This window comes from Achromobacter sp. JCM 18799 (genome assembly GCF_055395645.1).
Genome location: NZ_AP043866.1, coordinates 3,681,309 through 3,707,269 on the forward strand (window position 1 = coordinate 3,681,309; position 25,961 = coordinate 3,707,269).

The window sequence follows — 25,961 nt, forward strand, 5'->3', positions numbered from 1 at the left end:
CCAAGGATCCCCGATGCGCCTGCCTACCCGAAAACTGGTCCCTGTCCTGATCGCCCTGGCGGTCGCCGCCGGCGGCTACTACGGCTGGCGGCTGCTGTCCGACCGCGGCCCGGGCGAAGGATTCATCAGCGGCAACGGCCGCATCGAGGCCACCGAAATCGACGTGGCCGCCAAGCTGGCCGGCCGGGTGCAGGAAGTGCTGGCGGTCGAAGGCGACTTCGTCTCCGCCGGCCAGCCGCTGGCGCGCATGCAGATCGATACCCTGCAAGCGCAGCGCGAGGAAGCGCGCGCCCAGCACCAGCAGGCCGTCAACGGCGCCGCCAGCGCCAGCGCGCAGGTCGCCCAACGCGAAAGCGACAAGCTGGCCGCCGAGGCCGTGGTGGTGCAGCGTGAAAGCGAGCTGGATGCCGCGCGCCGCCGCCTGGCCCGTTCCGAGACGCTATCCAAGGAAGGCGCCTCGTCCATCCAGGAGCTGGACGATGACCGCGCCCGCGTGCGCAGCGCGCAGGCCTCGGTGCACGCCGCGCGCGCGCAGGTGAAGGCCGCGCAGGCCGCCATCGATGCCGCGCGCGCCGCCGAGGTCGGCGCCCGATCCGCCGTCACCGCCGCACTGGCCACCATCGCCCGCATCGAGGCCGACATTGCCGACAGCGAGCTGCGCGCGCCGCGCGACGGCCGCGTGCAGTACCGCGTGGCGCAGCCCGGCGAAGTGCTGGGCGCGGGCGGCAAGGTGCTGAACATGGTGGACCTGACCGATGTCTACATGACCTTCTTCCTGCCCGAGCAGGCGGCCGGCCGCGTGGCGCTGGGCCAGGACGTGCGCATCATCCTCGACGCCGCGCCGCAATACGTCATCCCCGCCAAGGTGTCCTTCGTGGCCAGCACCGCGCAGTTCACGCCCAAGACGGTGGAAACGGCCAGCGAACGGCAGAAGCTGATGTTCCGCGTCAAGGCCCAGATCAGCCCCGAGCTGCTGCGGCGGCACCTGAAGCAGGTCAAGACCGGCCTGCCGGGCGTGGCCTGGCTGAAGCTCGATGCCGACGCGCAATGGCCCGCCAACCTTGAAGTGAAGGTGCCTTGATGGCCTCCCCGGACACCGCGCCCGTGGTGACGCTGTCCGGCGTCAGCCTGCGCTACGGCAAGACGGTGGCGCTGGACGGCATCACCCTGGACATTCCCGCGGGCCGCATGGTCGGGCTGATCGGCCCGGACGGCGTCGGCAAATCCAGCCTGCTGGCCTTGATCGCGGGTTCGCGCGCGGTGCAGGAAGGCAAGGTGGACGTGCTGGACGGCGACATGGCCAGCCGCCGCCACCGCGACGACGTATGCCCGCGCATCGCCTACATGCCGCAGGGCCTGGGCAAGAATCTCTATCCCACCCTGTCGGTCGAAGAGAACCTGCAGTTCTTCGGCCGCCTGTTCGGCCATGACGAAGCCGAGCGCCGTCGGCGCATCGACAGCCTGACGCGCAGCACCGGCATGTCGGCCTTCCTGTCGCGCCCGGCCGGCAAGCTGTCCGGCGGCATGAAGCAGAAGCTGGGGCTGTGCTGCGCCCTGATCCACGACCCCGACCTGCTGATCCTGGACGAGCCGACCACCGGCGTGGATCCGCTGGCGCGCGCGCAGTTCTGGGACCTGATCAACGAGATCCGGCGCGAACGCAGCGGCATGAGCGTGATCGTGGCCACGGCCTACATGGACGAGGCGCAGCGCTTCGACTGGCTGATCGCCATGGACGAAGGCCGCGTGCTGGCCACCGGCACGCCCGCCGAACTGCAGCAGCGCACCGGCGCGGACTCGCTGGAAGCCGCCTTCATCGCCTTGCTGCCGGAAGAAAAGCGCCGCGGCCACAAGCCGGTGGAGATCGTGCCGCTGGCCATCGACGAGGACGCCGAGATCGCCATCGAGGCGCGCGACCTGACCATGCGCTTCGGCGACTTCGTCGCGGTGGACCACGTCAACTTCCGCATCCGCAAGGGCGAGATCTTCGGCTTCCTGGGATCGAACGGCTGCGGCAAGTCCACCACCATGAAAATGCTGACCGGCCTGCTGCCGGCAAGCGAAGGACAGGCCTGGCTGTTCGGCGCCGAGGTCGATCCGCGCAACATCGATACCCGCCGCCGCGTGGGCTACATGTCGCAGGCGTTTTCGCTGTACGGCGAACTGACCGTGATGCAGAACCTGGTGCTGCACGCGCGCCTGTTCCACGTACCGGAGGCCGAGATTCCCGCGCGCGTGGACGAGATGGTGCAGCGCTTCGACCTGGGCGAAGTGCTGGACACCTTGCCCGAGAACCTGCCCATGGGCGTGCGCCAGCGCCTGTCGCTGGCCGTGGCCATGGTGCACAAGCCCGAACTGCTGATCCTGGACGAACCGACCTCGGGCGTGGACCCCGTCGCGCGCGACAACTTCTGGCGGCTGCTGATCGCGCTGGCGCGGCAGGACCAGGTCACCATCTTCATTTCCACCCATTTCATGAACGAGGCGCAGCGCTGCGACCGCATGTCGCTGATGCATGCGGGCAAGGTGCTGGTCAGTGCATCTCCGGACGAGATCACGCGCATGCGCGGCGCGCAAACGCTGGAAGAGGCTTTCATCGCCTACCTGATCGACGCGGGCGCCGGCACCAAGCCTGAAGACGCTGACGCGCAGGCCGCTCCCGCCTTGGCGTCCAGCCCGGCCGAAGCGCCGGAGCACCGCGGCTTCAGCCTGCAGCGCATGCTGAGTTACATGTGGCGTGAATCGCTGGAGCTGCGCCGCGATCCGGTGCGCGCCACGCTGGCCCTGGCCGGGTCGCTGCTGCTGATGTTCGTGATGGGCTTTGGCATCAGCATGGACGTGGAGGACCTGCGCTATGCGGTGATGGACCGCGACCAGACAGGCCTGAGCCACAACTACAGCCTGAACCTGGCGGGTTCGCGCTACTTCATCGAGCATGCGCCCATTTCGAGCTACGAGGAGATGGATGCGCGCATGCGCAGCGGCGAACTGTCGCTGGCCATCGAGATTCCGCAAGGCTTCGCGCGCGACGCGGAGCGCGGCAACGGCGCGCAGATCGGCGTCTGGATCGACGGCGCCATGCCGCAGCGCGCCGAGACCATTCGCGGCTATGTGCTGGGCATGCACCAGGGCTGGCTGATGCAGCAGGCGCGCGAACGCCTGGGCGCGGACGCGACCCTGCCCGTCGGCATAGAGACGCGCTTTCGCTACAACCCGGACGTGCGCAGCCTGCCCGCCATGGTGCCCGCCGTAATTCCGCTGCTGCTCTTGATGATGCCGGCGATGCTGACGGCGCTGGCGGTGGTGCGCGAAAAGGAGCTGGGTTCCATCATCAACCTGTACGTCACGCCCGTGACGCGGCTGGAATTCCTGCTGGGCAAGCAGGCGCCCTACGTGGCGCTGGCCATGCTGAATTTCCTGCTGATGACGCTGCTGGCCGTGACGTTGTTCGGCGTACCCATCACCGGCAGCTTCCTGACCCTGCTTGCCGCCGCGCTGATCTACAACGTGGTGGCCACCGCCATCGGCCTTTTGGCCTCCACCTTCACGCGCAGCCAGATCGCGGCGCTGTTCTTCACCATGATAGGCACGCTGGTGCCCGCGGTGCAGTTCGCCGGCCTGCTGAACCCGGTGTCGTCGCTGGAAGGCGCCGGCCGCCTGATCGGCCAGGTCTACCCCGCCACGCACATGCTGACCATCAGCCGCGGCGTCTTCAGCAAGGCCCTGGACTTCTCCAACCTGCAAGGCTCGTTCTGGCCGCTGCTGATCGCCATTCCCGTCATCCTGGGCGCCTCGGCGCTGCTGCTGAAGAAACAGGAGACCTGAGATGCGGCACCTGGCCAATATCTACCGCCTGGGCGTGAAGGAGCTGTGGAGCCTGGCGCGCGATCCGATGATGCTGATCCTGATCCTCGTGTCGTTCACGCTGATGATCTACACCGCCGCCACGGCCGTGCCGGAAACCCTGCACAACGCCCCCATCGCCGTGGTCGACGAGGACGTATCGCCCCTGTCCGCGCGCATCACGTCGGCCTTTTATCCGCCGCACTTCACGCCGCCGGAGGTGACGACTTCGGCCGAGGCCGATGCCGGCATGGACGCGGGGCGCTACACCTTCTCGGTCAACATTCCGCCTAATTTCCAGCGCGACGTGCTGGCCGGGCGGCCCGCCGAAATCCAGCTCAACGTGGACGCGACCCGCATGAGCCAGGCGTTCACGGGTAGCAGCTACATCCAGCAGATCATCAGCGACGAGATCAACGAGTTCGTCAAACGCTACCGCGCGCCCACCGAACTGCCGGTGGAGCTGGCGGTGCGCATGCGCTTCAACCCCAATCTGACCCAGGCCTGGTTCGGCGCGCTGATGGAGATCATCAACAACGTCACCATGCTGTCCATCATCCTGACCGGCGCCGCGCTGATCCGCGAACGCGAGCACGGCACCATCGAGCACCTGCTGGTCATGCCGGTGACGCCGACCGAGATCATGGTCGCCAAGGTCTGGTCAATGGGGCTGGTGGTGTTGGCGTCTGCTGGGCTATCGTTGACTTTCGTGGTACGCGGCTTGCTGCAAGTACCGATCGAGGGATCGGTGGCGCTGTTCCTGGTCGGGGCGGCGCTGCACCTGTTCGCGACCACCTCCATGGGCATATTCATGGCCACGCTTGCGCGCAGCATGCCGCAGTTCGGCATGTTGCTGGTACTAGTGCTGCTGCCCCTGCAAATGCTGTCGGGCGGCACCACGCCGCGCGAAAGCATGCCGCAGTTCGTGCAGGACATCATGCTGGCCGCCCCCACCACGCACTTCGTGGAACTCGGCCAGGCCATTCTCTACCGCGGCGCAGGCTTGAGCGTCGTGTGGCAACCCTTCCTGGCGCTGGCGCTGATAGGCTCGGTCCTGTTCGCGTTCTCGCTGGCGCGCTTTCGCAAGACCCTCAGCCAGATGGCTTGAGGCCTGTGTGTTCGTTACCCCTTACCACTCTCTTAGAAGGACGGATGATGAAGAAAACCACTGCCTCCACGCCTCAGGGCCTCGCCAGCGCCAATGCCGCCTACTGCCAGCGCATGGCGCAGCTTGCGCAGGAAAGCCAGCAGCGCTGGGTTGAACTGGGCCGCCGCCTGGCCGGCGGCAACGCGGAACAATACATGGCCGCGCTGGCGCCTCTGCAACAATCCGGCAACTGGCAAGAAATCGCCCCCGCGCTGGGCGAGATGACGCGCAAGCAATGGCAAAGCCAGCTTGAAGCCAGCCAGGCCATCACCCACGCGCTGCTGGAAGAACAAGCCACCCTGGCCGCCGGCATGAGCGAAGCGATGCGCGGCTGGCTGAAACAGGCCACCGGCGGCGCCATGGGTATCGAAGACACGCCCATGGCGCAGATCTGGAAGACGCTGTCGAACCAGATGGCCTCGGCGTGCTCGGCCATGCGCGACGCCAGCCAACCGGGGTCCCATCATGACGGCTGAACGCACTGCGCTCGTCACCGGCGGGGCCGGCTGCCTTGGACAGGCCATCGCGCGCGCCCTGCACGATGCCGGCCACCAAGTCATCATCACCTACCACTCCAACGAAGACGCCGCGCGGGCGTGGGTGGACGCGGAGGCGGCCCAGGGTCGCCGCTACGCCATGTACAAGGTGGACGTGGCCGACTACGACTCGTGCCAGGCGCTGGCGCGGCGCCTTGAGGAAGACGGCCGCCAGATCGACATCCTGATCAACAACGCCGGCCTCACCCGCGATGCCAGCCTGCGCAAGATGAGCTACGAAAACTGGACGGACGTGCTGCGCGGCAACCTGGATTCCATGTTCAACATGACGCAGCCGCTATGCGGCGCCATGGCGGACCGGGGCTGGGGCCGCATCGTCAACATCTCGTCGGTCAACGGCAGCAAGGGCGCGTTCGGCCAGACCAACTACGCGGCCTCCAAGGCCGGCATCCACGGCTTCACCAAATCCCTGGCGCTGGAGCTGGCCAGGAAAGGCGTGACCGTGAACACCGTGTCGCCCGGCTACCTGGCGACGCGCATGGTGGAGGCCGTGCCCGAAGAGGTGTTGAAGGAGAAGATCCTGCCGCAGATCCCGCTGGGCCGGCTCGGCCGCCCGGAAGAGATCGGCGCGCTGGTCGCCTTCATCTGCAGCGACGCCGCGGCGTTCATGACCGGTAGCAATGTCGCCATGAACGGCGGCCAGCACATGTATTGATGCGGCAAGGGGCCGCCGCGGCTCATTCCCGCGGCGCGCCCAGCTCTTCCAGCAGGAAATCGACGAAGGCGCGAACCTTGGCCACCATGTGGCGGCGCGACGGATACACCGCGTACACGCAGGTCTCGTCGGGTTTCCAGTCCTGCAGCACGGCCTGCAGCGCGCCGCTGTCCAGGTCCTGCTGCACGTACACGCGCGGCACCAGGCTGACGCCGAAGCCGGCGCGCAAGGCATCGCGCACCGCCAGGCTGGAGCTCACCCTGTAGCGCCCCCGCACCGGCACGCGTTCGGTCTCCCCCGCGCGCTTGAAGGTCCATTCGTCCGCGTGGCCAGACAACGTGAACTGCACTCGCTCCATGTTGCGCAGCGCCAGCGGCGAGGCCGGCACGCCATGGCGCTGGAAGTAGGCCGGCGCGCCGCAAAGCACGTGGTCCAGCGTCATCAGCTTGCGCGCCACCAGGCTGGAATCCTCCAGCCGGTCGGTGCCGCGGATCGCCAGGTCGTAGCCTTCCTTGACGATGTCGATGCGCCGGTCCTCCAGGTTGAGGTCCAGCGATACCTGCGGATAACGCTGCAGGAAGCGCGGCATGGCGGCCGACAGCCGGACCAGGCTCAGCGACATGGGCGCGCTGACCCGCAAGGTGCCCGACGGCGCCTGCTGCAAGGGTCCCAGCGATTGCTCGGCTTCGCTCAGGTCGTCCAGGATGCGCGCCACCTGTTCGTAGTAGCGCGCACCGGCTTCGGTCAGGCTCATGCGGCGGGTGGTGCGGTTGAGCAGGCGCGCCGCCAGGTGGGTTTCCAGTTCGGCGATGTTCTTGCTGACGGCGGCGGGCGACAGGCCCATCTGCCGCGACGCCGCGGCGAAGCCGCCCCGCTCCACCACTTGCCGGAAGACCCTGAGCGCGGTCAGATGATCCATAGATTATTCACTGTTGGTGAATGATATTGCCATTGAATTGGATATTATCGCCAAACAAGGATTCAATTAGCCTGTGGACATGGAGACGGCGCGCATGTGGCGAGCCGGCAATCTCAGCAAATCCCAAGGATGGCAGCCATGAACCACGCCCTGACCGACGCAATCGCGCAACGCATTTCCGCCAACTTCTTCGACCCCGCCCGCGGCGTGGACGACGACAACATCCATACCCTGATTGCCTGGGCCACGCGCGCCCCCACCGCCTTCAATCTGCAGAACTGGCGCTTCATCGCCGTGCGCAGCCAGGAGGGCAAGCGCCGGCTGCGCGAACTGGCGTGGAACCAGCCCAAGGTGAGCGAATCGGCGGTGACGTTCATCGTGCTGGGCGTGCTGCCCCAGGCCGCCTGGATGGCGGACCGCCTGCAACCGTCGCTGGACGCGGGCTTCATGCCGGCGGCCATGGTGCCGTCCTGGGAAGCCGCGGCCAGCCGCCTCTACGCCGACTCGCCGCAGACCCGGCGCGACGAGGCCGTGCGCAGCGCCACCTTCGGCGCCTCCACCCTGATGCTGGCGGGACAGGCCCAAGGCCTGGCCGCCAGCCCGATGACCGGCTTTGACGCCGCCGGCGTGGCCCGGGCCTTCGGCTTGCGCCAGGAGGAGGTGCCGGTCATGCTGGTCGCCATGGGCTACGCGCAGGAAGGCAATTGGCCGCAGAAGCCGCGCCGCCCCGTCCGCGACGTGCTCGAACTTGCCTGAACCCTTGCCGGAGCATGACCATGAACCGCGGTTCCGATCTGCTGCTGACTGCCCTGGCGCCCGCCATCTGGGGCAGCACCTATGTCGTCACCACCCTGATGCTGCCGCAGGACTACCCGCTGACGGTCGCCATGCTGCGCGCGCTGCCGGCCGGCTTCCTGCTGCTGCTGATCGTGCGCCAGCTGCCGCAAGGCATCTGGTGGCTGCGCGCCTTCATCCTGGGCGCGCTGAACTTCTCCGTCTTCTGGGCCCTGCTGTTCGTGGCGGCCTACCGCCTGCCTGGCGGCGTGGCCGCCACGCTGGGCGCGATCCAGCCGCTGGTGGTGATCCTGCTGGCGCGCAGCCTGCTGGGCACGCCCGTGCGCGGCCTGTCGGTGCTGGCGGCGCTGGGCGGCCTGGGCGGGGTGGCGCTGCTGGTGCTGACGCCCAAGGCCGCGCTGGACCCGGTGGGCATTGCGGCCGGGCTGATCAGCGCCGCCTCGATGGCGTTGGGCACGGTGCTCAGCCGCCGCTGGCAGCCGCCGGTGTCCGCGCTCACCTTCACGTCCTGGCAACTGACGGCGGGCGGCATCCTGCTGGCGCCGCTGGCTTTCGCCGCCGAGCCCGCCCTGCCGCCGCTCACCGCACTGAACGTGGCCGGCATCGCCTATCTGGGCTTGATCGGCGCGGCCCTGACCTATGTGCTTTGGTTCCGGGGCGTGGCGCGGCTGGAACCCGCCGTGGTGTCGTCGCTGGGTTTTCTCAGCCCCATTACCGCCGTGCTGCTGGGCTGGGGCATCCTGGGGCAGCAACTGAGCGCCGCGCAGATCGCCGGCATGATGATCGTGGTCGCCAGCGTGTGGCTGAGCCAGCGCGCCCAGCGCCCGGCCGCCATCGCGCCCGCCCCGCGTCCGCTGTAACCGCGCTGGAAACGCTGCAAAAAAATGTGGCGGCGGCGGCTGGGCCGGCGCATGATCGTTGCTCCATCCCGAGGAAGGAGCCGCATCATGAGCAGCAAACCCAGCATCATTCTTGTGCACGGTTTCTGGGGCGGCGCCGCCCACTGGAGCCGCGTCATCCTGGAACTGGCGCGCAAGGGCTATCAAGACCTGCACGCCGTCGACATGCCGCTGGCCTCCCTGGCCGGCGACGCCGAACGCACGCGCAAGATGATCGCGCAGCAGAAAGGCCCCGTGCTGCTGGTGGGCCATTCGTACGGCGGCGCTGTCATCACGGAAGCCGGCAACCAGCCCAACGTGGCCGGCCTGGTGTACATCGCCGCCTTCGCCCCGGACGCGGGAGAAAGCCCCGGCGGCATCACGCAGGAAATGCTGCCCGCGGCCGCGCCCAACCTGGCGCCCGACAGCGACGGCTATCTCTGGCTGCGCGCCGACAAGTTCCATGAGAGCTTCTGCCAGGACCTGTCCGCCGACGAGGGCCTGGTCATGGCCGTCACGCAAAAGGCGCCGCTGGCCAGCGCCTTCGGCGAAACGGTGTCCGTCCCCGCATGGCGCAGCAAGCCGTCCTGGTACCAGATATCCAGCCAGGACCGGATGATCGCCCCCGAAAACCAGACGCGCATGGCCGCGCGCCTGAACACTCGCAAGACCATCACGCTGGACGCCAGCCATGCCTCGCTCGCGTCGCGCGCCGGCGAAGTGGCCGGCCTGATCGACGAAGCGGCGCGCGCCTGCGCGTCCTAGGCGCCGGCCTGGCGGGCTGCGTACTCGGAACGAGCGTATCAGGGGACGCACCCGCCTTTGCTGTGCTGCTTTTTTTGTAACTTCACGGCCTTCGCATGACTTGCAGCACAGTTATTTTCCCTATGAAAAGCGGGTTTTTTTCCTGCAAGCCACCCAAACTGATCCGCTTTTTTCTTCACTCTCTGAATCTGTACTGATCCAGGCTGCGGCTCTAACTTCACGGTGTAGGTCAAACACCCGTCAGCGCACGCCGTCTTGTGGCGGTTGAGGCGCGCTGGCGAAGAAGTCAGGAATACCGCCATGGATAGCGACGCGCTATTGCTTGCCCGAATACAGTTCGGCTTCACCATCTCGTTTCACATCATCTTCCCCGCCATCACCATCGGCCTGGCCAGCTACCTCGCCGTGCTGGAAGGCCTGTGGCTGCGCACGCGCAATACCGTCTACCGCGACCTCTACCATTTCTGGACCAAGATCTTCGCCGTCAACTTCGGCATGGGCGTGGTGTCCGGCCTGGTGATGGCGTATCAGTTCGGCACCAACTGGAGCTTCTTCTCCGATTTCGCCGGCAGCGTCACCGGGCCCCTGCTGGCCTACGAAGTGCTGACCGCCTTCTTCCTGGAAGCCGGCTTCCTGGGCGTGATGCTGTTCGGCTGGTCGCGCGTGGGGCCGGGCCTGCACTTTTTCTCGACCGTGATGGTGGCGCTGGGCACGCTGGTGTCGGCCACCTGGATCCTGGCGTCCAACAGCTGGATGCAGACGCCCGCCGGCTACGAAATCCTGGACGGCCGCGTGGTGCCCACGGACTGGCTGGCCGTGATCTTCAATCCGTCCTTCCCCTACCGCCTGGCGCACATGGGCATCGCCGCCTTCCTGGCGACCGCGCTGATGGTGGGCGCCTCCGGCGCCTGGCACATGCTGCGCGGCGATCGCAGCCCCGCCGTGAAGAAGATGTTCGCGATGGCGATGGGCATGCTGCTGCTGGTGGCCCCGCTGCAAGCCGTGGTGGGCGACTTCCACGGCCTGAACACGCTCAAGCACCAGCCCACCAAGATCGCGGCCATCGAAGGCCATTGGGAAAACGAGCCCGGCGCGGGCGTGCCGCTGACGCTGTTCGGCATCCCCGACATGGAGCGCGAGGAAACGCGCTACGCGGTCAATATCCCGCGCCTGGGCAGCCTGATCCTCACGCACAGCTGGGACGGCCAGTTCCCCGGCCTGAAGTCCTATCCGCCCGAAGACCGGCCCAACGCCACGGCCGTGTTCTGGTCGTTCCGCGTAATGGCGGGCCTGGGCATGCTGATGATCGCGCTGGCCCTCTGGGCGGCCTGGTCGCGCTGGCGCGGCCGGCTGTACGAATCGCGCTGGCTGCACCGCTTCGCGTTGTGGATGGGACCGTCCGGGCTGATCGCCATCCTGGCTGGCTGGTACGTGACGGAAATCGGCCGCCAGCCCTGGGTGGTGTATGGCGTCATGCGCACCGCCGACGCCGCCACCCCGCACGGCCTGGGCGAACTGACGCTGACGCTGGCGCTGTTCGTGGTGGTGTACCTGCTGGTGTTCGGCGCCGGCGTCTCGTACATGCTGCGCCTGATCCGCATGGGCCCCAGCCCCGCCCCCGGCCACGCGCCGCTGTCGGGCGGCCCGGGCGAACCGCGCCAACCGTCGCGGCCGCTGTCGGCCGCCTCCACCCTGGCGGGCATCGAGCCCGCGCAACGCAAGCATTCGGGAGTCTGAGGCCATGGGCATCGACCTTGCACTGGTATGGGCCGTCATCATCCTGTTCGGCGTGATGATGTACGTGATCATGGATGGCTTCGATCTGGGCATCGGCATCCTCTTTCCGCTGATCTCCGACCGCGAGGAACGCGACGTCATGGTCAACACCGTGGCGCCCGTGTGGGACGGCAACGAAACCTGGCTGGTGCTGGGCGGCGCAGGCCTGATGGCGGCGTTCCCGCTGGCCTATTCGGTGATCCTGAGCGCGCTGCACCTGCCGCTGGTGTTCATGCTGCTGGGCCTGATCTTCCGCGGCGTGGCCTTCGAATTCCGCTTCAAGGCGGACGAGCATCACCGCCCGCTGTGGGACCGCGCCTTCGTGCTCGGCTCCGTGTGCGCCACGTTCTTCCAGGGCGTGACGCTGGGCGCCTACATCGAAGGCATCCCGGTGGTGGACCGCGCTTACCAGGGTGGCGCCTGGGACTGGATCAGCCCCTTCTCGCTCTTCACCGGCGCGGGACTGGTCGTGGCCTACGCGCTGCTGGGCTGCACCTGGCTCATCATGAAGACCGAGGGCCGCCTGCACCGCCACATGTGCGACATCGCCCGTCCGCTCACGCTGCTGCTGCTGGCCGTGATCGCGGCGCTCAGCGTCTGGACGCCCTTGGCGCAACCGCAGATCGCGCAGCGCTGGTTCAGCCTGCCCAATATGTTCTGGTTCCTGCCGGTGCCGCTGCTGGTCGCCGTGGCCGGCTTCGATCTCATCCGCCGCGTCAAGGGCATGCCCAATGCCGGCCCCTTCGTGCTGTCGCTGGCGCTGCTGTTCCTGGGCTACAGCGGCCTGGGCATCAGCATCTGGCCCGCCATCATCCCGCCTGACGTATCCATCTGGACCGCGTCCGCGCCGCCACAAAGCCTGGGCTTCGCGCTGGTGGGAGCGCTGGCGATCATTCCGATTATTCTCATGTACACCGCCTGGTCGTACTACGTGTTCCGGGGCAAGGTGCGTCTCGGCGAGGAGTTCCACTGATGAACGGCTCCCAACCCTCCCTGCCCACGTGGCGCAGCCGGCTGCTCTGGCTGGCGATGATCTGGGCATGCAGTGTCGCGGCCCTGGGCGTTGCGGCCTACGCGCTGCGCCTGGTGATGAGATCCATCGGCATGTCGACCTGAAACGACCCACGCAAACGGACCCGCCCCATGAAGCGCTATGAACGGCTGACAGAAGAAATCACCGCCTCGATCCGATCGGGCCTGCTGCAGGCGGGCGACCGCCTGCCCTCGGTACGGCAGACCAGCGCCAGCCGCGGGGTCAGCCCGTCGACGGTGTTCAAGGCCTATTACCTGTTGGAAGCGCGCGGCCTGATCCGCGCGCGCGACCGCTCCGGCTACTACGTGCTGCGCGCGCCGCACGCCACGCTGCCGGAGCTGGACGGCCTGTCCAGCGCCAGCGCAGGACGCCATCCAGTGGACGTCAGCGACAACGTGCTGCAGGTGCTTAACGCCACCCTGCGCCGCGACATGCTGCCCTTCGGCTCGGCCTTTCCCAACCCCTCGCTGCTGCCCTACGGACGCCTGGCGAAGTTCATGGCAGCCACGGTGCAGCGCCTGGATCCCTGGGGCTCGATCGACGACCTCAGTCCGGGCGATGCCGCCCTGCGCCGCGCCATCGCCCTGCGCTACCTGGCCGATGGCATGTCGGTGCCGGTGGACGACATCATCATCACCAACGGCGCGCTGGACGCGCTGAACCTCAGCCTGGCGGCAGTCACCGAGCCCGGCGACGCGGTCATCGTGGAATCGCCCACCTTCTACGCCGCGCTGCAATCGCTGGAACGCAATCACCTGCACGCCATCGAAGTGGCCACGCATCCGCGCGAAGGCATAGACCTGCAGGCGCTGGAGCAGGCCATCCTGCGCCACCGCCCCAAAGCCTGCTGGCTCATGACCACGTTCCAGAACCCGCTGGGCAGCCTCATGCCCGACGACAAGAAGGAAGCCCTGGTGCGGCTGCTGGCCAGCCACGACGTGGCGCTGATCGAAGACGATGTCTACGGCGAGCTGTATTTCGGCGAACAACGCCCGCGGCCGGCCAAGGCCTACGACCGCGACGGCATCGTCATGCACTGCTCTTCGTTCTCCAAGACCCTGGCGCCGGGCTACCGGGTGGGCTGGGTGGCCGCCGGCCGCTACACGCGCCGCATCATGCGCAACAAGCTCACCACCAGCCTGGCGACCGCCGCGCCGACCCAGGCGGCCATTGCCGCCTATCTGGAAAAAGGCGGCTTCGACCGCCACCTGCGGCAATTCCGCCAGGCGCTGGCCCAGCAGCAAGGAGAACTGCTGCAAGCCATCGCCCGCTACTTCCCCAAGGGCACGCGCGCCACGCGGCCGCTGGGCGGCTACTTTGTGTGGGTGGAGCTGCCCGCGCACATCGACACGCTCAAGGTCCATCGCGCCGCGCTGGGACACGGCATCAGCATCGCGCCGGGCCCGCTGTTCTCGGCATCCGGCGGCTTCGGCAATTTTCTGCGTCTGAACGGCGGGCATCCCTGGAATCCGGAGATGGAGCAAGGCATGGCGACGCTGGGCAAGCTGCTGGCGGGCTAGTCCCGTTGTCCTGGGCGGCGATTCACGTTATAAATGAGTGTTATTCTTATTAACACCCATTTACCGCCTCGCCATCCATGGACTCCCTCGCGTACCAGAACGTCCACCGGCTTTACGCGGAACATCATGATTGGCTGCTAGGCTGGTTGAACCGGCGCGTCAACAACCGCGCAGACGCCGCCGACCTCACGCAAGACACGTTCTTCCGCGTCCTCGTCTCGCCCAACGCCGTCGTCCCTTCCGAACCGCGCGCCTACCTGCTGACCCTGGCCCGCCGGCTCACCATCGACCTATGGCGCACGCGCGATGTCGAAGCCCGCTACCTGCAGGCGCTGTCGCAGGAGCCGGAGCCGGTCATGGCATCCCCCGAGACGCTGCTGATGCTGAAGCAGGCGGTCATGGAGATCGATCGCCTGCTGGACGGCCTTCCCGTGCCGGTCAAACATGCCTTCCTGCTGAACCGGCTGGACGGAATGACGCACCCAGCCATTGCCCAGGCCTTGGGCCTGTCGCTGGCGACGGTGGAGCGCCATGTAAAGCGCGCCTTTCTGCACTGCATCGCCTCGCGCCGCGCAGCCGATCTGGCATGAGCGGTGTCTCCGCGCCCCGCGCCGCCGGCGACGCGCTGATGGAACGCGCCGTTGACTGGATCGTGCTGCTGACATCCGGCAAGGCCACGGACCACGACCGCCAGCGCTTCGAGCGCTGGCTCGCCAGCCATCCGGAAAACGCGCGCGCCTGGGCCGAGGTGGACGGCATCATGCGCCAGCCCCTGGCCCAGTTGCGAGGAGCGGCAGAAGCGGCGCCCGGTCCCGCCCGCGCCGCGCGGGCCGCCCTGCTGCAAAGCAGCGGGTTGGACAGACGCCGCGTGCTGAAGCTGGCGATGCTGTTCTCCGGCGTGTCTGCCGGCGCCTTGATGGCCGACCGCTACATTCCGCTTGCCGGACTGTCCGCCACCTATTCCACCCGCACCGGCGAACGGCAGACCTACGCGCTGGAAGACGGTTCCACGCTGACGCTGAACGCGCGTTCGGCCGTCGATGTCCGCTATGACGACTTGCGCCGCACCGTCGTGCTGCGCCAGGGCGGACTCTATGCCGAGGCCCGCTCCGACATACGGCCCTTCGTGGTCCAAACCCGGTACGGCGCCGTGACCGGCGGCCAATCGCATCTGGCTGTGAACCAGTTCGATACCTACGCCGTCGCCAGCGCCCTTGAGAACATGCTTACGCTGCAGCCCGACCATGGCGCCGCCCTGACGCTGCCGCAAACCGGCACCGCGGCCTTCGACCACAATCGCGCGTGGCAACGGGACGGCGCCGCGCAGGCCAGCTGGCGCAGCGGCATCCTCAGTGTGCGCGACGCCCGCCTGGCAGAAGTGATAGAGCAGTTGCGCGCCTATCAGCCCGGCGTGATCCGCCTGTCGCCGCAAGCCGCCGAGCTGCGCGTATTCGGCGTATTCCCGCTGGACGCCCCGCGCCAGACCCTGCTGGCCCTGAGCGAAACCCTGCCGATACAGGTCCGTCGCTACGGTCCATGGCTGACGCTGGTGGACGCCGCATAACAAAAACAATCGCGTGGCCCGCGCGGCGATGAGGGGATTGAGGTCCGGTATCCGTCATTACCTGTGACGCAACCGAAATCTCCTTTTGCCGGACATCTTGAATCATGAATTTCCCCTTGAGCCGCAGCGCAGCGCTAGTCGCCGTCGCCCTCAGCGCTTGCGCGCTGCCGCAGTCCGCCATTGCGCAGGACGCCGCCCCCGCGCATCTGGCCGCACAGTCCTACGACCTGCCAGCCGCGCCCCTGGCGGACACGCTGAGCCGGATTTCGCTGCATAGCGGCCGCACCATCTCGGCGAACGCCGAACTTGTCGCAGGCAAGCAAGCCGCGCCGGTGCGCGGCTCGCTGAGCGCCGAAGCCGCGGCCCGGCAGGCCTTGGCGGGCACAGGCCTGGAACTCGTCGTCACCCCTGCGGGGGTGCTGAGCGTGCGTCTGCAGCCTCCAGCTGGCGCCGTGACCTCCCTGGAACCGGTCATGGTCACGGCCAGCAGCCTCATCCCGCCCAGCGAAGGCACGGGTTCCTATACCGTACCCGAATCCAACTCCGCCACGCGCATGCGCTTGTCATTGCGCGAAACGCCGCAGTCCGTCACGGTCATCACGCGCCAACAGATGGAAGACCAGGGCATCGTCACCGTTGCCGGCGCGCTGGAGCAAGCGCCAGGCGTCGTCGTCAGCCGCAGCAATTCCGAAGGCTACGCTTTCTATTCCCGCGGCTTCCAGCTGCAGAATTTCCAGTTCGACGGCCTGCCCAGCCTGTCCAGCGACGGCGGTAACGTACGCGACAACTACAGCATCAGCAGCTCGGTCATCTACGACCGCGTCGAGATCCTCAAGGGCGCCACGGGCCTGGTCAATGGCGCCGGCTATCCTTCGGGCGTCATCAACCTGATCCGCAAGCGGCCCACCCGCGAATTCCAGGGCAGCGTCACCGCCGGCGCCGGGTCCTGGGATCAGTACCGGGGTGAACTGGACCTGGGCGGCTCGCTGGCCGAGAACGGCAGGATCCGCGGCCGGATGATCGCCGCGGTGAACGACAGCGCCAGCTTCATCGAGTACACGAAAACCCGCGAGGACGTGCTCTACGGCATAGTCGAAGCCGACATTACGCCGCGCACCACGGCAACGCTGGGTATCGAATATCAAAAAAACAAGAACGACGCCTCATCCAACATCCACCTGCCCGCGTTCTACTCGGACGGCCGGCAGGCGAGCTTCTCGCGTTCGACCAATCCCGCCGACAAGTGGACTTGGCGCAATCACGAGACCACCCGCTACTTCGCCGACGTCACGCATACCTTCGACAACGACTGGCAACTGAAGCTGGCCGCGGGGCATCGGAATTATTCCTCCAGCGAGCTGATCGCCGGAATGGGCAGTTCATTCATCGACGCGAAGACGCACAGCATCAGCCACAGCCTGGGCCAGGCCAGCCTGTTCGATACGGATTCGCGCGAGAACAGCGTGGACGTGCAGGCCTCCGGCACGTACTCGCTGCTGGGCCGCCGCCATGACCTGGTGTTCGGCTACAACGCCGCGCGCACGCACTCAACGTCGCGACGCGACGACGGCCTGAGCGACACGATCATCAAAGACGCCTTCAACTGGAACAACAACAGCTTCAAGCCCACGGTCTACAAACGTCTGCTCGACCACGATATCGAGGTATCGCAAAAGATCCTCTACGGCGCCACCGTCCTACACCCCACCGACCGATTCGCGCTGATCCTGGGCGGACGGCTGACCGACTACCGCTGGGAACAGAATTCCGTCTTCAGCAGCGGCTTTCGCGGCAACTATGGCACCGATGTGAAGAACAAGTTCATTCCGTATGCCGGCGTCACATTCGATGTGGACGCTTACCACACCGTCTATGCCAGCTACACCGACGTGTTCAAGCCGCAGGCCTTCAACTTCGACGTATCCAATCGCCAGCTGGATCCCATGACGGGCAAGAGCGTGGAAGTGGGAGCCAAGGGCGAATACCTGGACGGCCGCCTGAACGCCAGCGTCGCGTTGTTCCAGCTCAAGCAGGACAACGTCGCCGAACTGGATCCCAGCGGCGCCATGACGCCCACTGGCGGCACCGCCTATATCGCCGTACCCGGCGTAACTACCCGGGGCATCGAACTGGAGGTATCCGGCGAGTTGCTGCCCGGCTGGCAACTGCATGCCGGCTACACCTATAGCCGGTCGCGCGACCGTGCAGGCGAACGCGTCAGCACAACCCAGCCCGAGCAGTTGTTCAAGCTTGCCACCACTTATCGCCTGCCGGGAGACTGGCACCGCCTGACGGTGGGCGGCAACATGCTCTGGCAGGGAAGCACCTATTTCTCGCAGACCGTCAATGGCGCCAACCGCCGCTTCACGCAGGACAGCTACGGCGTTTTCGGCCTGATGGCGGCCTATGACTTCAACAAGGACCTGCGCGTGACGGTGAACCTGAACAACGTGCTGGACAAGACCTACTACTCCGGCATCGGCAACTACAACTCCGTCTACTACGGCGCGCCGCGCAACGTGTTGGCGCAGCTGCGCTACAAGTTCTAGTTGGCCGTGGCGCCCGAATCCTTGACCGCCTTGGCCCAGGCCGCGATCTCGCTCTGGATGAAGGCGCCGAACGCCGCCGTGTTCAGGCTGGAGGCCTGCGCGCCCTCTTCCATCAGGCGTTGCTTGACGGCCGGAGCGGCCAGCGCCCCGCTCAGCGCCTGGTTCAGCGTGGCGACCACCGCGTCCGGCGTGCCGGCCGGCGCAACGATGCCGTGCCAGGACACGGCCTGAAAGCCGGGCAGGCCCGATTCCGCCATGGTGGGAATATCCGGCATGGCGGGCGAACGCTGCGGCGAGGTGACCGCCAGCGCGCGCAGCGTGCCGGCCTTCACATGCGGCAGCACGCCGGGAATGGTGGTGAACATGAAGTCGATCTGCCCGCCGATCAGGTCTGTGATGGCGGGGCTGCCGCCCTTGTAGGGGATGTGCGTGAACTGGAGCTTGGCGGCGCTCTTGAACATCTCGCCGGCCAGATGGCCGGGGGTTCCCGCGCCGGCCGAGCCCATGTTGATCTTGTCGCCCTGCGACCGGATGTAGGACACCAGCTCCTGCACATTGGCGGCTTGCACCTGCTTGCCCACCACCAGTACGTTGGGCACCGTGGCCAGCAGCGTCACGGGCGTGAAGTCCTTCACCGCGTCATAGGAAATCCGCGAATACAAGGACGGATTGATGCCGTGCGTGCTGGCGGTGGCCAAGAGCAGCGTGTAGCCGTCCGGCGCGGACGTGGCCACCTGCTTGGCGGCGATGGTGCCGTTGGCGCCGCCCTTGTTGTCGATGACGATAGTCTGGCCCAAGGTCTTGGCGGCCTCGGCCGCAACGGTGCGTGCCAGGATGTCCGAAGTGCCGCCCGCGGAATGCGGCACCACCAACGTGATCGGCTTCGAGGGGAAAGACTGGGCGTGCGCCGCCGGCAAGGCCGGCAGCAGACAGGCGGCCAGCGCGGCGCGCGCCAGCAAGGAAGTGCGGAACATTGAAGTCTCCTGGATGTTGTCGGTCGCGGCGCCGTCGACGGGCGCCGTCATGGCCGCGCGGCTGCGCGGTGCTTCAATCCGAGCCCAGCTGCAGTTTGTTGGGCTGGCGTTTCTCGATGGCCCATTTCAGCAGCGCGGCCGAACGGTAGATGCCGTGAGCGAACTTGCCGTAAGGCAGCGTCAGGAACAGCGCCATCACCACGCCCAGGTGGATGGCCAGCAGCAGCGCCATCGCGCCGCCGTCGCGGCCGGCCAGCAAGGCCAGGCCCGTTGCGCTGGTCAGGAACAGCAGCGCGATGAAGCCGCGGTCCATGGGCTTTTGCGCCGCGTCGCCCTGCTGCGGATGGCGCTTGAGGTTCAGCCACAGCAAGCCCGCCGGTCCGATCAGCAGGCCGATGCCGCCCGCCGTGCCCAGCAGCACCGGCGCGCTCCAGAACGGATACGGCGCCTGCAGGCCCAACGCATAGTGGTACAGCGTGGCCACGCTGGTGGCGGCAAAACACAGCATGAAGCCGTAGAAGGTGAAGTGATGGAAGCGCCGGCGCCACAAGGTGAAGGCGTCGTCCGCGTTGTTGCAGCCCTTGCCATGCCCGCCATCCAGATAACGCAGCCGCAGGGCGTCATGCGCCGCCTCCGCCACCGCAGCGCCTGTGGCCGCTCCCGGGCTGACATTGCGCCAGAAGCGCGTCACGCCCACGCCCAGCGCCAGCATCGCGAAGCCGAACACCACGCCAAACATCAGCGCCAGCGTGTTGTGCGGGAACACCGCGTAGAAGTTGCCGGCCATGGGCTCATGGAACAGGCCGCCCGCCATCAGCACGGCCAGCGTCAGAAACAGCGCCAGGCCCGCAGCGGCAGCCAGCGACACGGTCAGGCCATTGCGCTTATACAGGGCGCCCAGCGCCGCGGGCCAGGCGTAATCGGTGTACGTCTGCATCCGGACGCGGGCCATGGCCTGCGGCACGTTCACCGCGAACTCATGCGGCGGCGCGTACTGGCAGGCGTGCAGACAGGCGCCGCAGTTGTGGCACAGGTTGGCCAGGTAGTTCAGGTCGGCCTTGCCGAATTCCAGGCGGCGGGTCATGGCGGGAAACACCGCGCAGAATCCTTCGCAATAGCGGCAGGCGTTGCAGATCTGCATGACGCGGGCGACTTCGGTTTCATCGCCCGTCAGCAGATCCGTCTGGAGTTCGGCCTGTTTGGCATGCCAGCGCACCGGCTGCTCTGCCATGACGGATGCTGCCTCGCCATGCGGCGTGGAAAAGGACTGGGCCTCGCGGGCCAGGGCTTCAAGCTGCTTCATGTCGTGCTTCCGCGTTGTGCCGGGCGCGCGCGGCTGCCGCGGCCCGGGTGCCGGCGATGCGGCCGAAGGCCGTGCCGATGGACATGCCCACCCCGGCCGTATAGCCTTTGCCCAGCACGTTGCCGGCCATCATTTCGCCCGCGACGAACAGGTTGTCGCTGGGCACGTCGTTGAACCGGACCGCGGCGGTGTCGTCCACCTTCAGGCCCAGGTAGGTAAAGGTGATGCCGGGCCGCAAGGCATAGCCATAGAACGGCGCCGTGTCGATGGGCCTCGCCCAGTGCGTCTTGGCCGGCGCCAGGCCCTCGGTATGGCAGTCGTCCAGCGCCGTATGGTCGAACTTGCCGACACGGCAGGCCGCGTTGTAGTCGCTCAGGGTTTGCTCGAAGACCACCGGATCCAGGCCCAGCTTCACGGCCAGTTCGGGCAAGGTGTCGGCCTGCACGCCGGGAAACACCGGCGGCATGAAGCGGCCCACGGCCTTGGCGTCGATGATGGAATAGGCGATCTGGCCCGGCTGCATGGCCGTCAGGCGGCCCCAGATGGCATAGCGCTTGGGCCAGAAGTCCTCGCCCTCGTCGTAGAAGCGCCGCGCCTCGCGGTTGACCACCACGCCCAGGGACACACAATCGATGCGCGTGCAGATGCCGCCGTCGTACAGCGGCGCGCGCGCGTCGATGGCCACGCAATGCGACTGCGACGGATCGCCGATGCTGTCCGCGCCGGCGTCCAGCATGAACTTCAGCAGCACGCCCATGTTGTAGCGCGTGCCGCGGATCAGGAAATTGTCGGCCGGCCATTCGCCGCGCTCGTTCTGGCCCCAGGCCTCGCGCAGCCACTCGCGGTTGGACTCGAAGCCGCCGGCCGCCAGCACGCAGGCGCGCGCCTCGATGCGCTCATCGCCGATGCGCGCCGCCACGAAGCGCCCGCCATCCAGCTCCAGCGAGTCGACCGGCGCGTCGTAGCGGATCCGCACGCCCAGCGCCTCGGCGCTGCGGTAGTAGGCGTTGACCAGGGCCTTGCCGCCGCCCATGAAGAACGCGTTGGTGCGCGCCACGTGCAGCGCGCCCGACAGCGGCGGCTGGAAGTTCACGCCATGGCGGCGCATCCAGTCGCGACAGGTGGAGGACTCGCGGATGACCAGCCGCGCCAGATGCTCGTTGGTCAGCCCGCCCGTCACCTTGAGCAGGTCCTGCCAGTATTCTTCCTCGGGATAGGCCTCGACCAGCACGTCCTGCGGCGCATCGTGCATGCAGCGCAGATTGCGCGTGTGCTGCGAATTGCCGCCGCGCCATTCGCGCGGCGCCGCTTCCAGCAGCAGCACGCTGGCGCCGGCCTCGCGCGCCATCAGGGCCGCGCACAGCGCCGCGTTACCCCCTCCCACCACCAAGACGTCGACCATGCCATCGTTCCTCTTCCAAGGAACGAACTGTAGCGAGCGCGAGCGCCCGCCGATATCAGCCAGCCGTCAACAGGTCTTCATGAATCGTGAAGGGCCACCACCGGCCATTTGCCCTCGCGCGCCAGCCTGCGCGACACATCGGCCAGCACCAGGCGCGCGGCCAGCGCCGCGGGCGACAGCTCGTCCTCGGACAGGCTGGCCAAAAGATTGGGGCGGTACAGGTGCGCGTCGTCGATGCGCGCCATGTGCAGTTGGCCCGGCGCGATCCGCGCCATGGCGGAACTGGGCTGGATGGTGGCCACGTGCCCCAGCTGCACCACGTCCATCAGCACCGGCAGGCCGTCCACTTCCACCGCCACCAGCGGCGTGCGGCCCGACTGCTGATACGCGTTGTTGACCAGCGCCCGCAGCCCATGGCGTCCGCTGGGCAGCACCAGCGGCAAATGCGCGATGGCCTCGATCCGCGTGCTCTCGCCCGCAGGCAAACCCGCCATGTCCGGCCGCGCCAGCAGGAACAGCGGCTCGTCCAGCAAGGGCGTCACGCGCAAGCGGCGCGCGGATTCGGCCTGGAACACGATGGCCAGGTCCAGCATGCGGCCATTGAGCATGTCGCTCAGATGGCCCGACAGCGCCTCGACCAGATGCAGGCGGATGTCGGGATAGCGCTCGTTCATGGCCTGCACGAAGGGCGCGCCGAGGATGGCGGCGGTGGTGGAAGGCAGGCCCACGCTGACGTGGCCCGCCAGCCTGGCCTGCTGCGCCGCGTGCACGGCATCGTCGGCGTGGCGCAGCGCCAGTTGCGCCTGGCGGAAGAACGCCAGGCCCGCATCGGTGGGCTCCACGCCGCTGGCGCTGCGCCGCAGCAGCCGCGTCGACAGCTCGCCCTCCAGCCGGCTGATCTGCTGGCTGAGCGCCGAGGTCACCATGCCGATGGACTGGGCGGCGCGGCCGATGCTGCCCGCCTCCACGACGCGGACGAAGTAACGCAGTTGGCGCAGTTCCATGGGCGGCCCCGGCTTTCCGTAAGGGATGACAGGGCCGATTGTAGAGGCTGGGCCGCAACGCTTCAGTAGCGCGCGTCCTTCGGCTTCTTGCCCTGCGGCCAGTCCTTGTCCTTGCCGGCGAAGTCGGGGCGCGGCATGTGCGTGAAGTACTCGGCCACGTCCACCGCATCCTGGTCGGACAGCACGCCGCCCTCGCCCCAGCTGCCATGCGTATTCACGCCCATCGGCATGCTGTTGCGGATGAAGGCAGCCGCCTTGTAGGTGCGCGCCAGGCCCGCGCCGATGTTGAAGGACTCTTCGCCCCACAGGGGCGGGAACGCGATGTCGCCGGAACGGTCGCGCTTGCCTTCGCCGTTGGCGCCGTGGCAGGACGCGCATTGGGCCGCGTACAGGCTCTTGCCGCGCACCGGGTCGGGCACAAGCTTGGTGTCGATGGGCCAGGCGTTCTCGATCTGCACCTTCGCGCCGTGCGGTACGTCCTGGGCCAGCCACTTCATGTAGGCGATCATGGCCTTCATCTCGGCCGAGTCCTTTTCCAGCGGCTTGCCATTCATCGAACGCATGAAGCAGCCGTTGATGCGGTCCTCCAGCGTCACCACCCGGTTGGCGCGCGGATTGAACTGCGGGAAGGTGTTGACCGTGTTGATGTAAGGCGCGCCCATGGGCTTCTTGCCGCCCTGCACGTGGCAGCTGTTGCAGTTCAGGCTGGCGCCCGTGTTCTGCGGCAGCAGCCGGCGCGTCTCGGTCAGCAGGCGCTTGCCGTAGTTGATCTGCTCGGCGTTGGGCTGCGCGGCGATCTGGGTGTCGGGCGGGATGGTGTAGTCCGGCAGCCGCTTGCCGTCCTTGTCGAGCACCGGAAAGGTACTGCGCGCGCCTGGTGCCGCGGCCTCGGGTTCGGCCGTGGCGGCCGTCCAGCCGCCCACGGCGACCGCTGCCGCCAGCAGGGCGGCGATCCTGATGTGCTTACTCATGCTTGCCTCCGCCGATGTTCGGCTTCTTGCTGGCCAGGAATTCGCGGATATGCGCGACATCCTTCTCGCCGATCGCGGGCGCCTGGTTGGTCCAACCGGTGCGGATGAAATTGATCACGTCCGTGATATCGCGGTCGCTCAGATGCTTGAAGCCCGGCATCGCGAACGTCATGGCGTCCATGTCGTTGGACGGCATTCTGCCGCCCTCCAGCGTGATCTGGATGATGGATTGCGGGTTCTGCGCGAACACCGCCGAATTGCCGGCCAGCGCCGGGAAGATGCGCGGCATGCCCTGCCCGTCGGCGCGATGGCACACGACGCATTGCTCCATGTAGATGACCGCGCCGCGCGAGTCGTAGCGGCCGTCGCGCAGGGACGCGGTGGTGCCGTCGGCCTTGGGCGGGAAGGCGGCGAGCTTGCCGCCGGCCGCGGGCAATTGTTTCAGGTAGGCCGCGATGCTGGCGAGGTCGCCATCAGTGAAATGGCGGGTGCTGTGCTCGACCACGTCGGCCATCGCGCCGAATGCCGCCACCTTGTCGGTGCGGCCGGTCTTCAGGAACAGCTCGATGTCCTGCGCGCTCCAGGATTGCAGGCCCTGGGCCTCGCCGCGCAGGCTCTTGGCGCGCCAGCCGTCGATCACGGCGCCCGACAGGAAGGCGTCGCCGTCCGCCAGGGACAGCGCCTGCTCCTGGTAGGCCAGGCCGCGCGGCGTGTGGCAGGCGCCGCAATGGCCGGGGCCTTCGACCAGATAGGCGCCGCGCACCAGCCTTTCATCGGCGCCGGCCGGGGCCGCGAACTCGCGCTTGCCCGCGAACAGCAGTTGCCACCAGGCCATGGGCCAACGCATGTTCAGCGGCCACGGAATCGTGGAATCCGCGCTGGGTTGGTTGACCGGTTCGACCTGCGACATGAAGTAGGCGTAGAGCGCCTGGACGTCCGCGTCCGGCATGATGGCGTACGAGGGATACGGCATGGCCGGATACAGGGGCGTGCCGTCCTTGCGGATGCCGTGCTGCACCGCGTTCTTGAAATCCGCGTAGCTATAGCCGCCGATGCCCGTCTGCTTGTCGGGCGTGATGTTCGACGAATAGATGGTGCCCACCGGCGTCTGCATCGCCAGGCCGCCCGCGAAGGGCTTGCCATTGGGCACGCTGTGACAGGCCACGCAATCGCCCGTGCGCGCAATGTAGGCGCCGGCTTCGGCCAGCCGCCTGTCGTTGATGTCGACGGACGCCGCCACGTCGGCCTTGCGATTTGCCGTCAGCAGCTGCGCGCCGCCGATGGCCAGGCCCGCAGCCGCCAGCAGACCCACCGCGACCTTGATCCCGATCCTCTTCATTACTGCCCTCCGTTGCACGCTGGGCAGCATGCACGTCGGGGTGTTCGTACGGCCTGTCCAGCTTATGGAGGAAGCTTACGCCTTTCAGTAATAAGTTAATGACCGAAAAGCATATAACTTGCGGGCTTGTTTGATTTGCCGCAAGCCCGCCGGCTGCGGGCTTGCCAAGGCCCGCAGCCGCCCTGACGGCGGCCGCGCGGCCTGCATCGCCTACGCCGGTATCGTCAGGCCCCGGGCCACCGCCGGACGGGCCACGAAGGCTTCCAGCACCCGGGCGACATTCTTGAAGCGCGAGAACTCCACCAGCTCGCCCGCGCCGTAGAAACCCACCAGGTTGCGCACCCAGGGCAGGATAGCGATGTCGGCGATGGTGTACTCGTCGCCCATCACCCAGTCGCGGCCTTCCAGGCGCTGGTCCAGCACGTTCAAGAGGCGCTTGGACTCCTCCGCGTAGCGGTCGCGCGGACGCTTGTCTTCGTAGTCCTTGCCCGCAAACTTGTGGAAGAAGCCCAGCTGGCCGAACATCGGGCCGATGCCGCCCATCTGGAACATGACCCATTGCAGCGTCTCATAGCGCCCCGCCGTGTCCGCCGGCAGGAACTTGCCCGCCTTGCTGGCCAGGTAGATCAGGATGGCGCCGGACTCGAACAGGCCCAGCGGCTTACCTTCGGGGCCGTTGGGATCGAGGATGGCCGGGATCTTGTTGTTCGGGCTGAGCGACAGGAATTCGGGCGAAAACTGGTCTTTGGCGTCGAAGCTGACCCGGTGGACCTCGTAGGGCAGCCCGGTTTCCTCCAGCAGGATCGACACCTTCACGCCGTTGGGCGTGGGCAGCGAATACAACTGGATGCGGTCGGGGTGCCGGGCGGGCCACTTCTTGGTGATGGGAAAGGCGCTGAGGTCGGTCATGCGGGGGGCTCCAGGGGGAGGGGCGGAAAGGTCGGGGTAATCCTAGCGCAAATCCGGG

23 protein-coding genes are annotated in these 25,961 nt (G+C 67.3%); 15 read left to right on the plus strand and 8 right to left on the minus strand.

Translation table 11 applies throughout. From position 1 onward, the window contains the following. Positions 1-13: 13 nt before the first annotated feature. Genes ACZ5YA_RS17320 through phbB form a run of 5 tightly spaced genes read left to right on the plus strand, consistent with a single transcriptional unit; the run spans position 14 to position 6,202 of the window. Positions 14-1,081, plus strand: coding sequence for an HlyD family secretion protein (locus tag ACZ5YA_RS17320; protein ID WP_059371291.1), 1,068 nt, complete (start codon positions 14-16; stop codon positions 1,079-1,081). After that, positions 1,081-3,825, plus strand: coding sequence for a ribosome-associated ATPase/putative transporter RbbA (gene rbbA, locus ACZ5YA_RS17325; protein ID WP_118931398.1), 2,745 nt, complete (start codon positions 1,081-1,083; stop codon positions 3,823-3,825). Before ACZ5YA_RS17320 ends, rbbA begins: the two co-directional genes overlap by 1 nt. A 1-nt stretch (position 3,826) precedes the next feature. Further along, positions 3,827-4,951: an ABC transporter permease gene (locus ACZ5YA_RS17330; RefSeq protein WP_059371289.1), complete on the plus strand. Its 1,125-nt coding sequence runs from the start codon at positions 3,827-3,829 to the stop codon at positions 4,949-4,951. Positions 4,952-4,995: 44 nt separating this feature from the next. Next, positions 4,996-5,466: a hypothetical protein gene (locus tag ACZ5YA_RS17335; RefSeq protein ID WP_059371288.1), complete on the plus strand. Its 471-nt coding sequence runs from the start codon at positions 4,996-4,998 to the stop codon at positions 5,464-5,466. Then, positions 5,456-6,202 (plus strand): acetoacetyl-CoA reductase, encoded by a 747-nt coding sequence (gene phbB, locus ACZ5YA_RS17340; protein ID WP_059371287.1) that lies wholly within the window; start codon positions 5,456-5,458, stop codon positions 6,200-6,202. The genes ACZ5YA_RS17335 and phbB overlap by 11 nt, the downstream gene beginning before the upstream one ends. 22 nt (positions 6,203-6,224) lie before the next feature. Here phbB and ACZ5YA_RS17345 read toward each other — a convergent pair whose 3' ends face one another. Next, positions 6,225-7,121: a LysR family transcriptional regulator gene (locus ACZ5YA_RS17345; RefSeq protein WP_464090957.1), complete on the minus strand. Its 897-nt coding sequence runs from the start codon at positions 7,119-7,121 to the stop codon at positions 6,225-6,227. 138 nt (positions 7,122-7,259) lie between these two features. Between ACZ5YA_RS17345 and ACZ5YA_RS17350 the strand changes: the two genes are divergently transcribed. From ACZ5YA_RS17350 to ACZ5YA_RS17395, 10 genes are all read left to right on the plus strand, one after another. After that, the gene (locus ACZ5YA_RS17350) at positions 7,260-7,877 is read left to right on the plus strand and encodes a nitroreductase family protein (RefSeq protein WP_464090958.1); all 618 of its coding nucleotides are present in this window, start codon (positions 7,260-7,262) and stop codon (positions 7,875-7,877) included. 20 nt (positions 7,878-7,897) lie between these two features. Next, entirely contained in the window at positions 7,898-8,776 is an 879-nt protein-coding gene (locus ACZ5YA_RS17355; protein WP_464090959.1) for an EamA family transporter, read from the plus strand. 87 nt (positions 8,777-8,863) lie between these two features. After that, positions 8,864-9,559 carry an alpha/beta hydrolase gene (locus ACZ5YA_RS17360; RefSeq protein ID WP_059371283.1) on the plus strand — a complete coding sequence of 232 codons (696 nt, stop codon included), beginning with the start codon at positions 8,864-8,866 and terminating at the stop codon, positions 9,557-9,559. A 300-nt stretch (positions 9,560-9,859) separates the two neighbouring features. Then, the gene (locus tag ACZ5YA_RS17365) at positions 9,860-11,296 is read left to right on the plus strand and encodes a cytochrome ubiquinol oxidase subunit I (protein ID WP_464090960.1); all 1,437 of its coding nucleotides are present in this window, start codon (positions 9,860-9,862) and stop codon (positions 11,294-11,296) included. A 4-nt stretch (positions 11,297-11,300) separates the two neighbouring features. Beyond that, a complete protein-coding gene (cydB, locus tag ACZ5YA_RS17370) occupies positions 11,301-12,308 on the plus strand; it encodes a cytochrome d ubiquinol oxidase subunit II (protein ID WP_059371281.1) in 1,008 nt (335 codons plus the stop codon). Further along, positions 12,308-12,451, plus strand: a complete 144-nt coding sequence (locus tag ACZ5YA_RS17375; protein ID WP_118931402.1) for a DUF2474 domain-containing protein — start codon at positions 12,308-12,310, stop codon at positions 12,449-12,451. The genes cydB and ACZ5YA_RS17375 overlap by 1 nt, the downstream gene beginning before the upstream one ends. 27 nt (positions 12,452-12,478) lie before the next feature. Next, the gene (locus ACZ5YA_RS17380; RefSeq protein ID WP_059371280.1) at positions 12,479-13,888 is read left to right on the plus strand and encodes an aminotransferase-like domain-containing protein; all 1,410 of its coding nucleotides are present in this window, start codon (positions 12,479-12,481) and stop codon (positions 13,886-13,888) included. A 77-nt stretch (positions 13,889-13,965) separates the two neighbouring features. Further along, positions 13,966-14,478: a sigma-70 family RNA polymerase sigma factor gene (locus ACZ5YA_RS17385; RefSeq protein ID WP_059371279.1), complete on the plus strand. Its 513-nt coding sequence runs from the start codon at positions 13,966-13,968 to the stop codon at positions 14,476-14,478. Next, positions 14,475-15,452 carry a DUF4880 domain-containing protein gene (locus ACZ5YA_RS17390; protein WP_464090961.1) on the plus strand — a complete coding sequence of 326 codons (978 nt, stop codon included), beginning with the start codon at positions 14,475-14,477 and terminating at the stop codon, positions 15,450-15,452. Before ACZ5YA_RS17385 ends, ACZ5YA_RS17390 begins: the two co-directional genes overlap by 4 nt. A gap of 104 nt (positions 15,453-15,556) precedes the next feature. After that, the gene (locus ACZ5YA_RS17395) at positions 15,557-18,001 is read left to right on the plus strand and encodes a TonB-dependent siderophore receptor (RefSeq protein ID WP_464090962.1); all 2,445 of its coding nucleotides are present in this window, start codon (positions 15,557-15,559) and stop codon (positions 17,999-18,001) included. On the opposite strand, the gene ACZ5YA_RS17400 is transcribed toward ACZ5YA_RS17395, so the two are convergent. The 7 genes from ACZ5YA_RS17400 to ACZ5YA_RS17430 form a co-directional block, all read right to left on the minus strand. Next, positions 17,998-18,975 carry a Bug family tripartite tricarboxylate transporter substrate binding protein gene (locus ACZ5YA_RS17400; RefSeq protein WP_118931439.1) on the minus strand — a complete coding sequence of 326 codons (978 nt, stop codon included), beginning with the start codon at positions 18,973-18,975 and terminating at the stop codon, positions 17,998-18,000. The two genes, ACZ5YA_RS17395 and ACZ5YA_RS17400, sit on opposite strands and share 4 nt — an antisense overlap. Before the next feature lie 73 nt (positions 18,976-19,048). Beyond that, positions 19,049-20,278, minus strand: a complete 1,230-nt coding sequence (gene tcuB / locus ACZ5YA_RS17405) for a tricarballylate utilization 4Fe-4S protein TcuB (protein WP_280015783.1) — start codon at positions 20,276-20,278, stop codon at positions 19,049-19,051. Beyond that, positions 20,265-21,680 carry an FAD-dependent tricarballylate dehydrogenase TcuA gene (tcuA, locus tag ACZ5YA_RS17410; protein ID WP_118931406.1) on the minus strand — a complete coding sequence of 472 codons (1,416 nt, stop codon included), beginning with the start codon at positions 21,678-21,680 and terminating at the stop codon, positions 20,265-20,267. Before tcuA ends, tcuB begins: the two co-directional genes overlap by 14 nt. 77 nt (positions 21,681-21,757) lie before the next feature. Continuing rightward, positions 21,758-22,684 (minus strand): LysR family transcriptional regulator, encoded by a 927-nt coding sequence (locus ACZ5YA_RS17415; protein ID WP_059371274.1) that lies wholly within the window; start codon positions 22,682-22,684, stop codon positions 21,758-21,760. 62 nt (positions 22,685-22,746) lie between these two features. Continuing rightward, on the minus strand, positions 22,747-23,655 hold the full coding sequence (locus ACZ5YA_RS17420) for a c-type cytochrome (RefSeq protein ID WP_464090963.1): 909 nt from the start codon (positions 23,653-23,655) through the stop codon (positions 22,747-22,749). Further along, entirely contained in the window at positions 23,648-24,994 is a 1,347-nt protein-coding gene (locus tag ACZ5YA_RS17425) for a c-type cytochrome (RefSeq protein WP_059371272.1), read from the minus strand. Before ACZ5YA_RS17425 ends, ACZ5YA_RS17420 begins: the two co-directional genes overlap by 8 nt. A 210-nt stretch (positions 24,995-25,204) precedes the next feature. Beyond that, positions 25,205-25,903 (minus strand): glutathione S-transferase N-terminal domain-containing protein, encoded by a 699-nt coding sequence (locus tag ACZ5YA_RS17430; protein ID WP_059371271.1) that lies wholly within the window; start codon positions 25,901-25,903, stop codon positions 25,205-25,207. Positions 25,904-25,961: the final 58 nt, after the last annotated feature.

Bases quoted from the DNA above. Each gene is read 5' to 3' on its own strand.
- tcuA (WP_118931406.1), bottom strand. From the start codon at position 21,680: ATGGTCGACGTCTTGGTGGTGGGAGGGGGTAACGCGGCGCTGTGCGCG.
- ACZ5YA_RS17385 (WP_059371279.1), top strand. From the start codon at position 13,966: ATGGACTCCCTCGCGTACCAGAACGTCCACCGGCTTTACGCGGAACAT.
- ACZ5YA_RS17395 (WP_464090962.1), top strand. From the start codon at position 15,557: ATGAATTTCCCCTTGAGCCGCAGCGCAGCGCTAGTCGCCGTCGCCCTC.
- ACZ5YA_RS17335 (WP_059371288.1), top strand. From the start codon at position 4,996: ATGATGAAGAAAACCACTGCCTCCACGCCTCAGGGCCTCGCCAGCGCC.
- ACZ5YA_RS17365 (WP_464090960.1), top strand. From the start codon at position 9,860: ATGGATAGCGACGCGCTATTGCTTGCCCGAATACAGTTCGGCTTCACC.
- ACZ5YA_RS17430 (WP_059371271.1), bottom strand. From the start codon at position 25,903: ATGACCGACCTCAGCGCCTTTCCCATCACCAAGAAGTGGCCCGCCCGG.
- ACZ5YA_RS17355 (WP_464090959.1), top strand. From the start codon at position 7,898: ATGAACCGCGGTTCCGATCTGCTGCTGACTGCCCTGGCGCCCGCCATC.
- ACZ5YA_RS17390 (WP_464090961.1), top strand. From the start codon at position 14,475: ATGAGCGGTGTCTCCGCGCCCCGCGCCGCCGGCGACGCGCTGATGGAA.
- ACZ5YA_RS17350 (WP_464090958.1), top strand. From the start codon at position 7,260: ATGAACCACGCCCTGACCGACGCAATCGCGCAACGCATTTCCGCCAAC.
- ACZ5YA_RS17380 (WP_059371280.1), top strand. From the start codon at position 12,479: ATGAAGCGCTATGAACGGCTGACAGAAGAAATCACCGCCTCGATCCGA.
- tcuB (WP_280015783.1), bottom strand. From the start codon at position 20,278: ATGAAGCAGCTTGAAGCCCTGGCCCGCGAGGCCCAGTCCTTTTCCACG.
- ACZ5YA_RS17400 (WP_118931439.1), bottom strand. From the start codon at position 18,975: ATGTTCCGCACTTCCTTGCTGGCGCGCGCCGCGCTGGCCGCCTGTCTG.
- ACZ5YA_RS17320 (WP_059371291.1), top strand. From the start codon at position 14: ATGCGCCTGCCTACCCGAAAACTGGTCCCTGTCCTGATCGCCCTGGCG.
- rbbA (WP_118931398.1), top strand. From the start codon at position 1,081: ATGGCCTCCCCGGACACCGCGCCCGTGGTGACGCTGTCCGGCGTCAGC.
- phbB (WP_059371287.1), top strand. From the start codon at position 5,456: ATGACGGCTGAACGCACTGCGCTCGTCACCGGCGGGGCCGGCTGCCTT.
- ACZ5YA_RS17345 (WP_464090957.1), bottom strand. From the start codon at position 7,121: ATGGATCATCTGACCGCGCTCAGGGTCTTCCGGCAAGTGGTGGAGCGG.
- ACZ5YA_RS17425 (WP_059371272.1), bottom strand. From the start codon at position 24,994: ATGAAGAGGATCGGGATCAAGGTCGCGGTGGGTCTGCTGGCGGCTGCG.
- ACZ5YA_RS17375 (WP_118931402.1), top strand. From the start codon at position 12,308: ATGAACGGCTCCCAACCCTCCCTGCCCACGTGGCGCAGCCGGCTGCTC.
- ACZ5YA_RS17420 (WP_464090963.1), bottom strand. From the start codon at position 23,655: ATGAGTAAGCACATCAGGATCGCCGCCCTGCTGGCGGCAGCGGTCGCC.
- cydB (WP_059371281.1), top strand. From the start codon at position 11,301: ATGGGCATCGACCTTGCACTGGTATGGGCCGTCATCATCCTGTTCGGC.
- ACZ5YA_RS17415 (WP_059371274.1), bottom strand. From the start codon at position 22,684: ATGGAACTGCGCCAACTGCGTTACTTCGTCCGCGTCGTGGAGGCGGGC.
- ACZ5YA_RS17360 (WP_059371283.1), top strand. From the start codon at position 8,864: ATGAGCAGCAAACCCAGCATCATTCTTGTGCACGGTTTCTGGGGCGGC.
- ACZ5YA_RS17330 (WP_059371289.1), top strand. From the start codon at position 3,827: ATGCGGCACCTGGCCAATATCTACCGCCTGGGCGTGAAGGAGCTGTGG.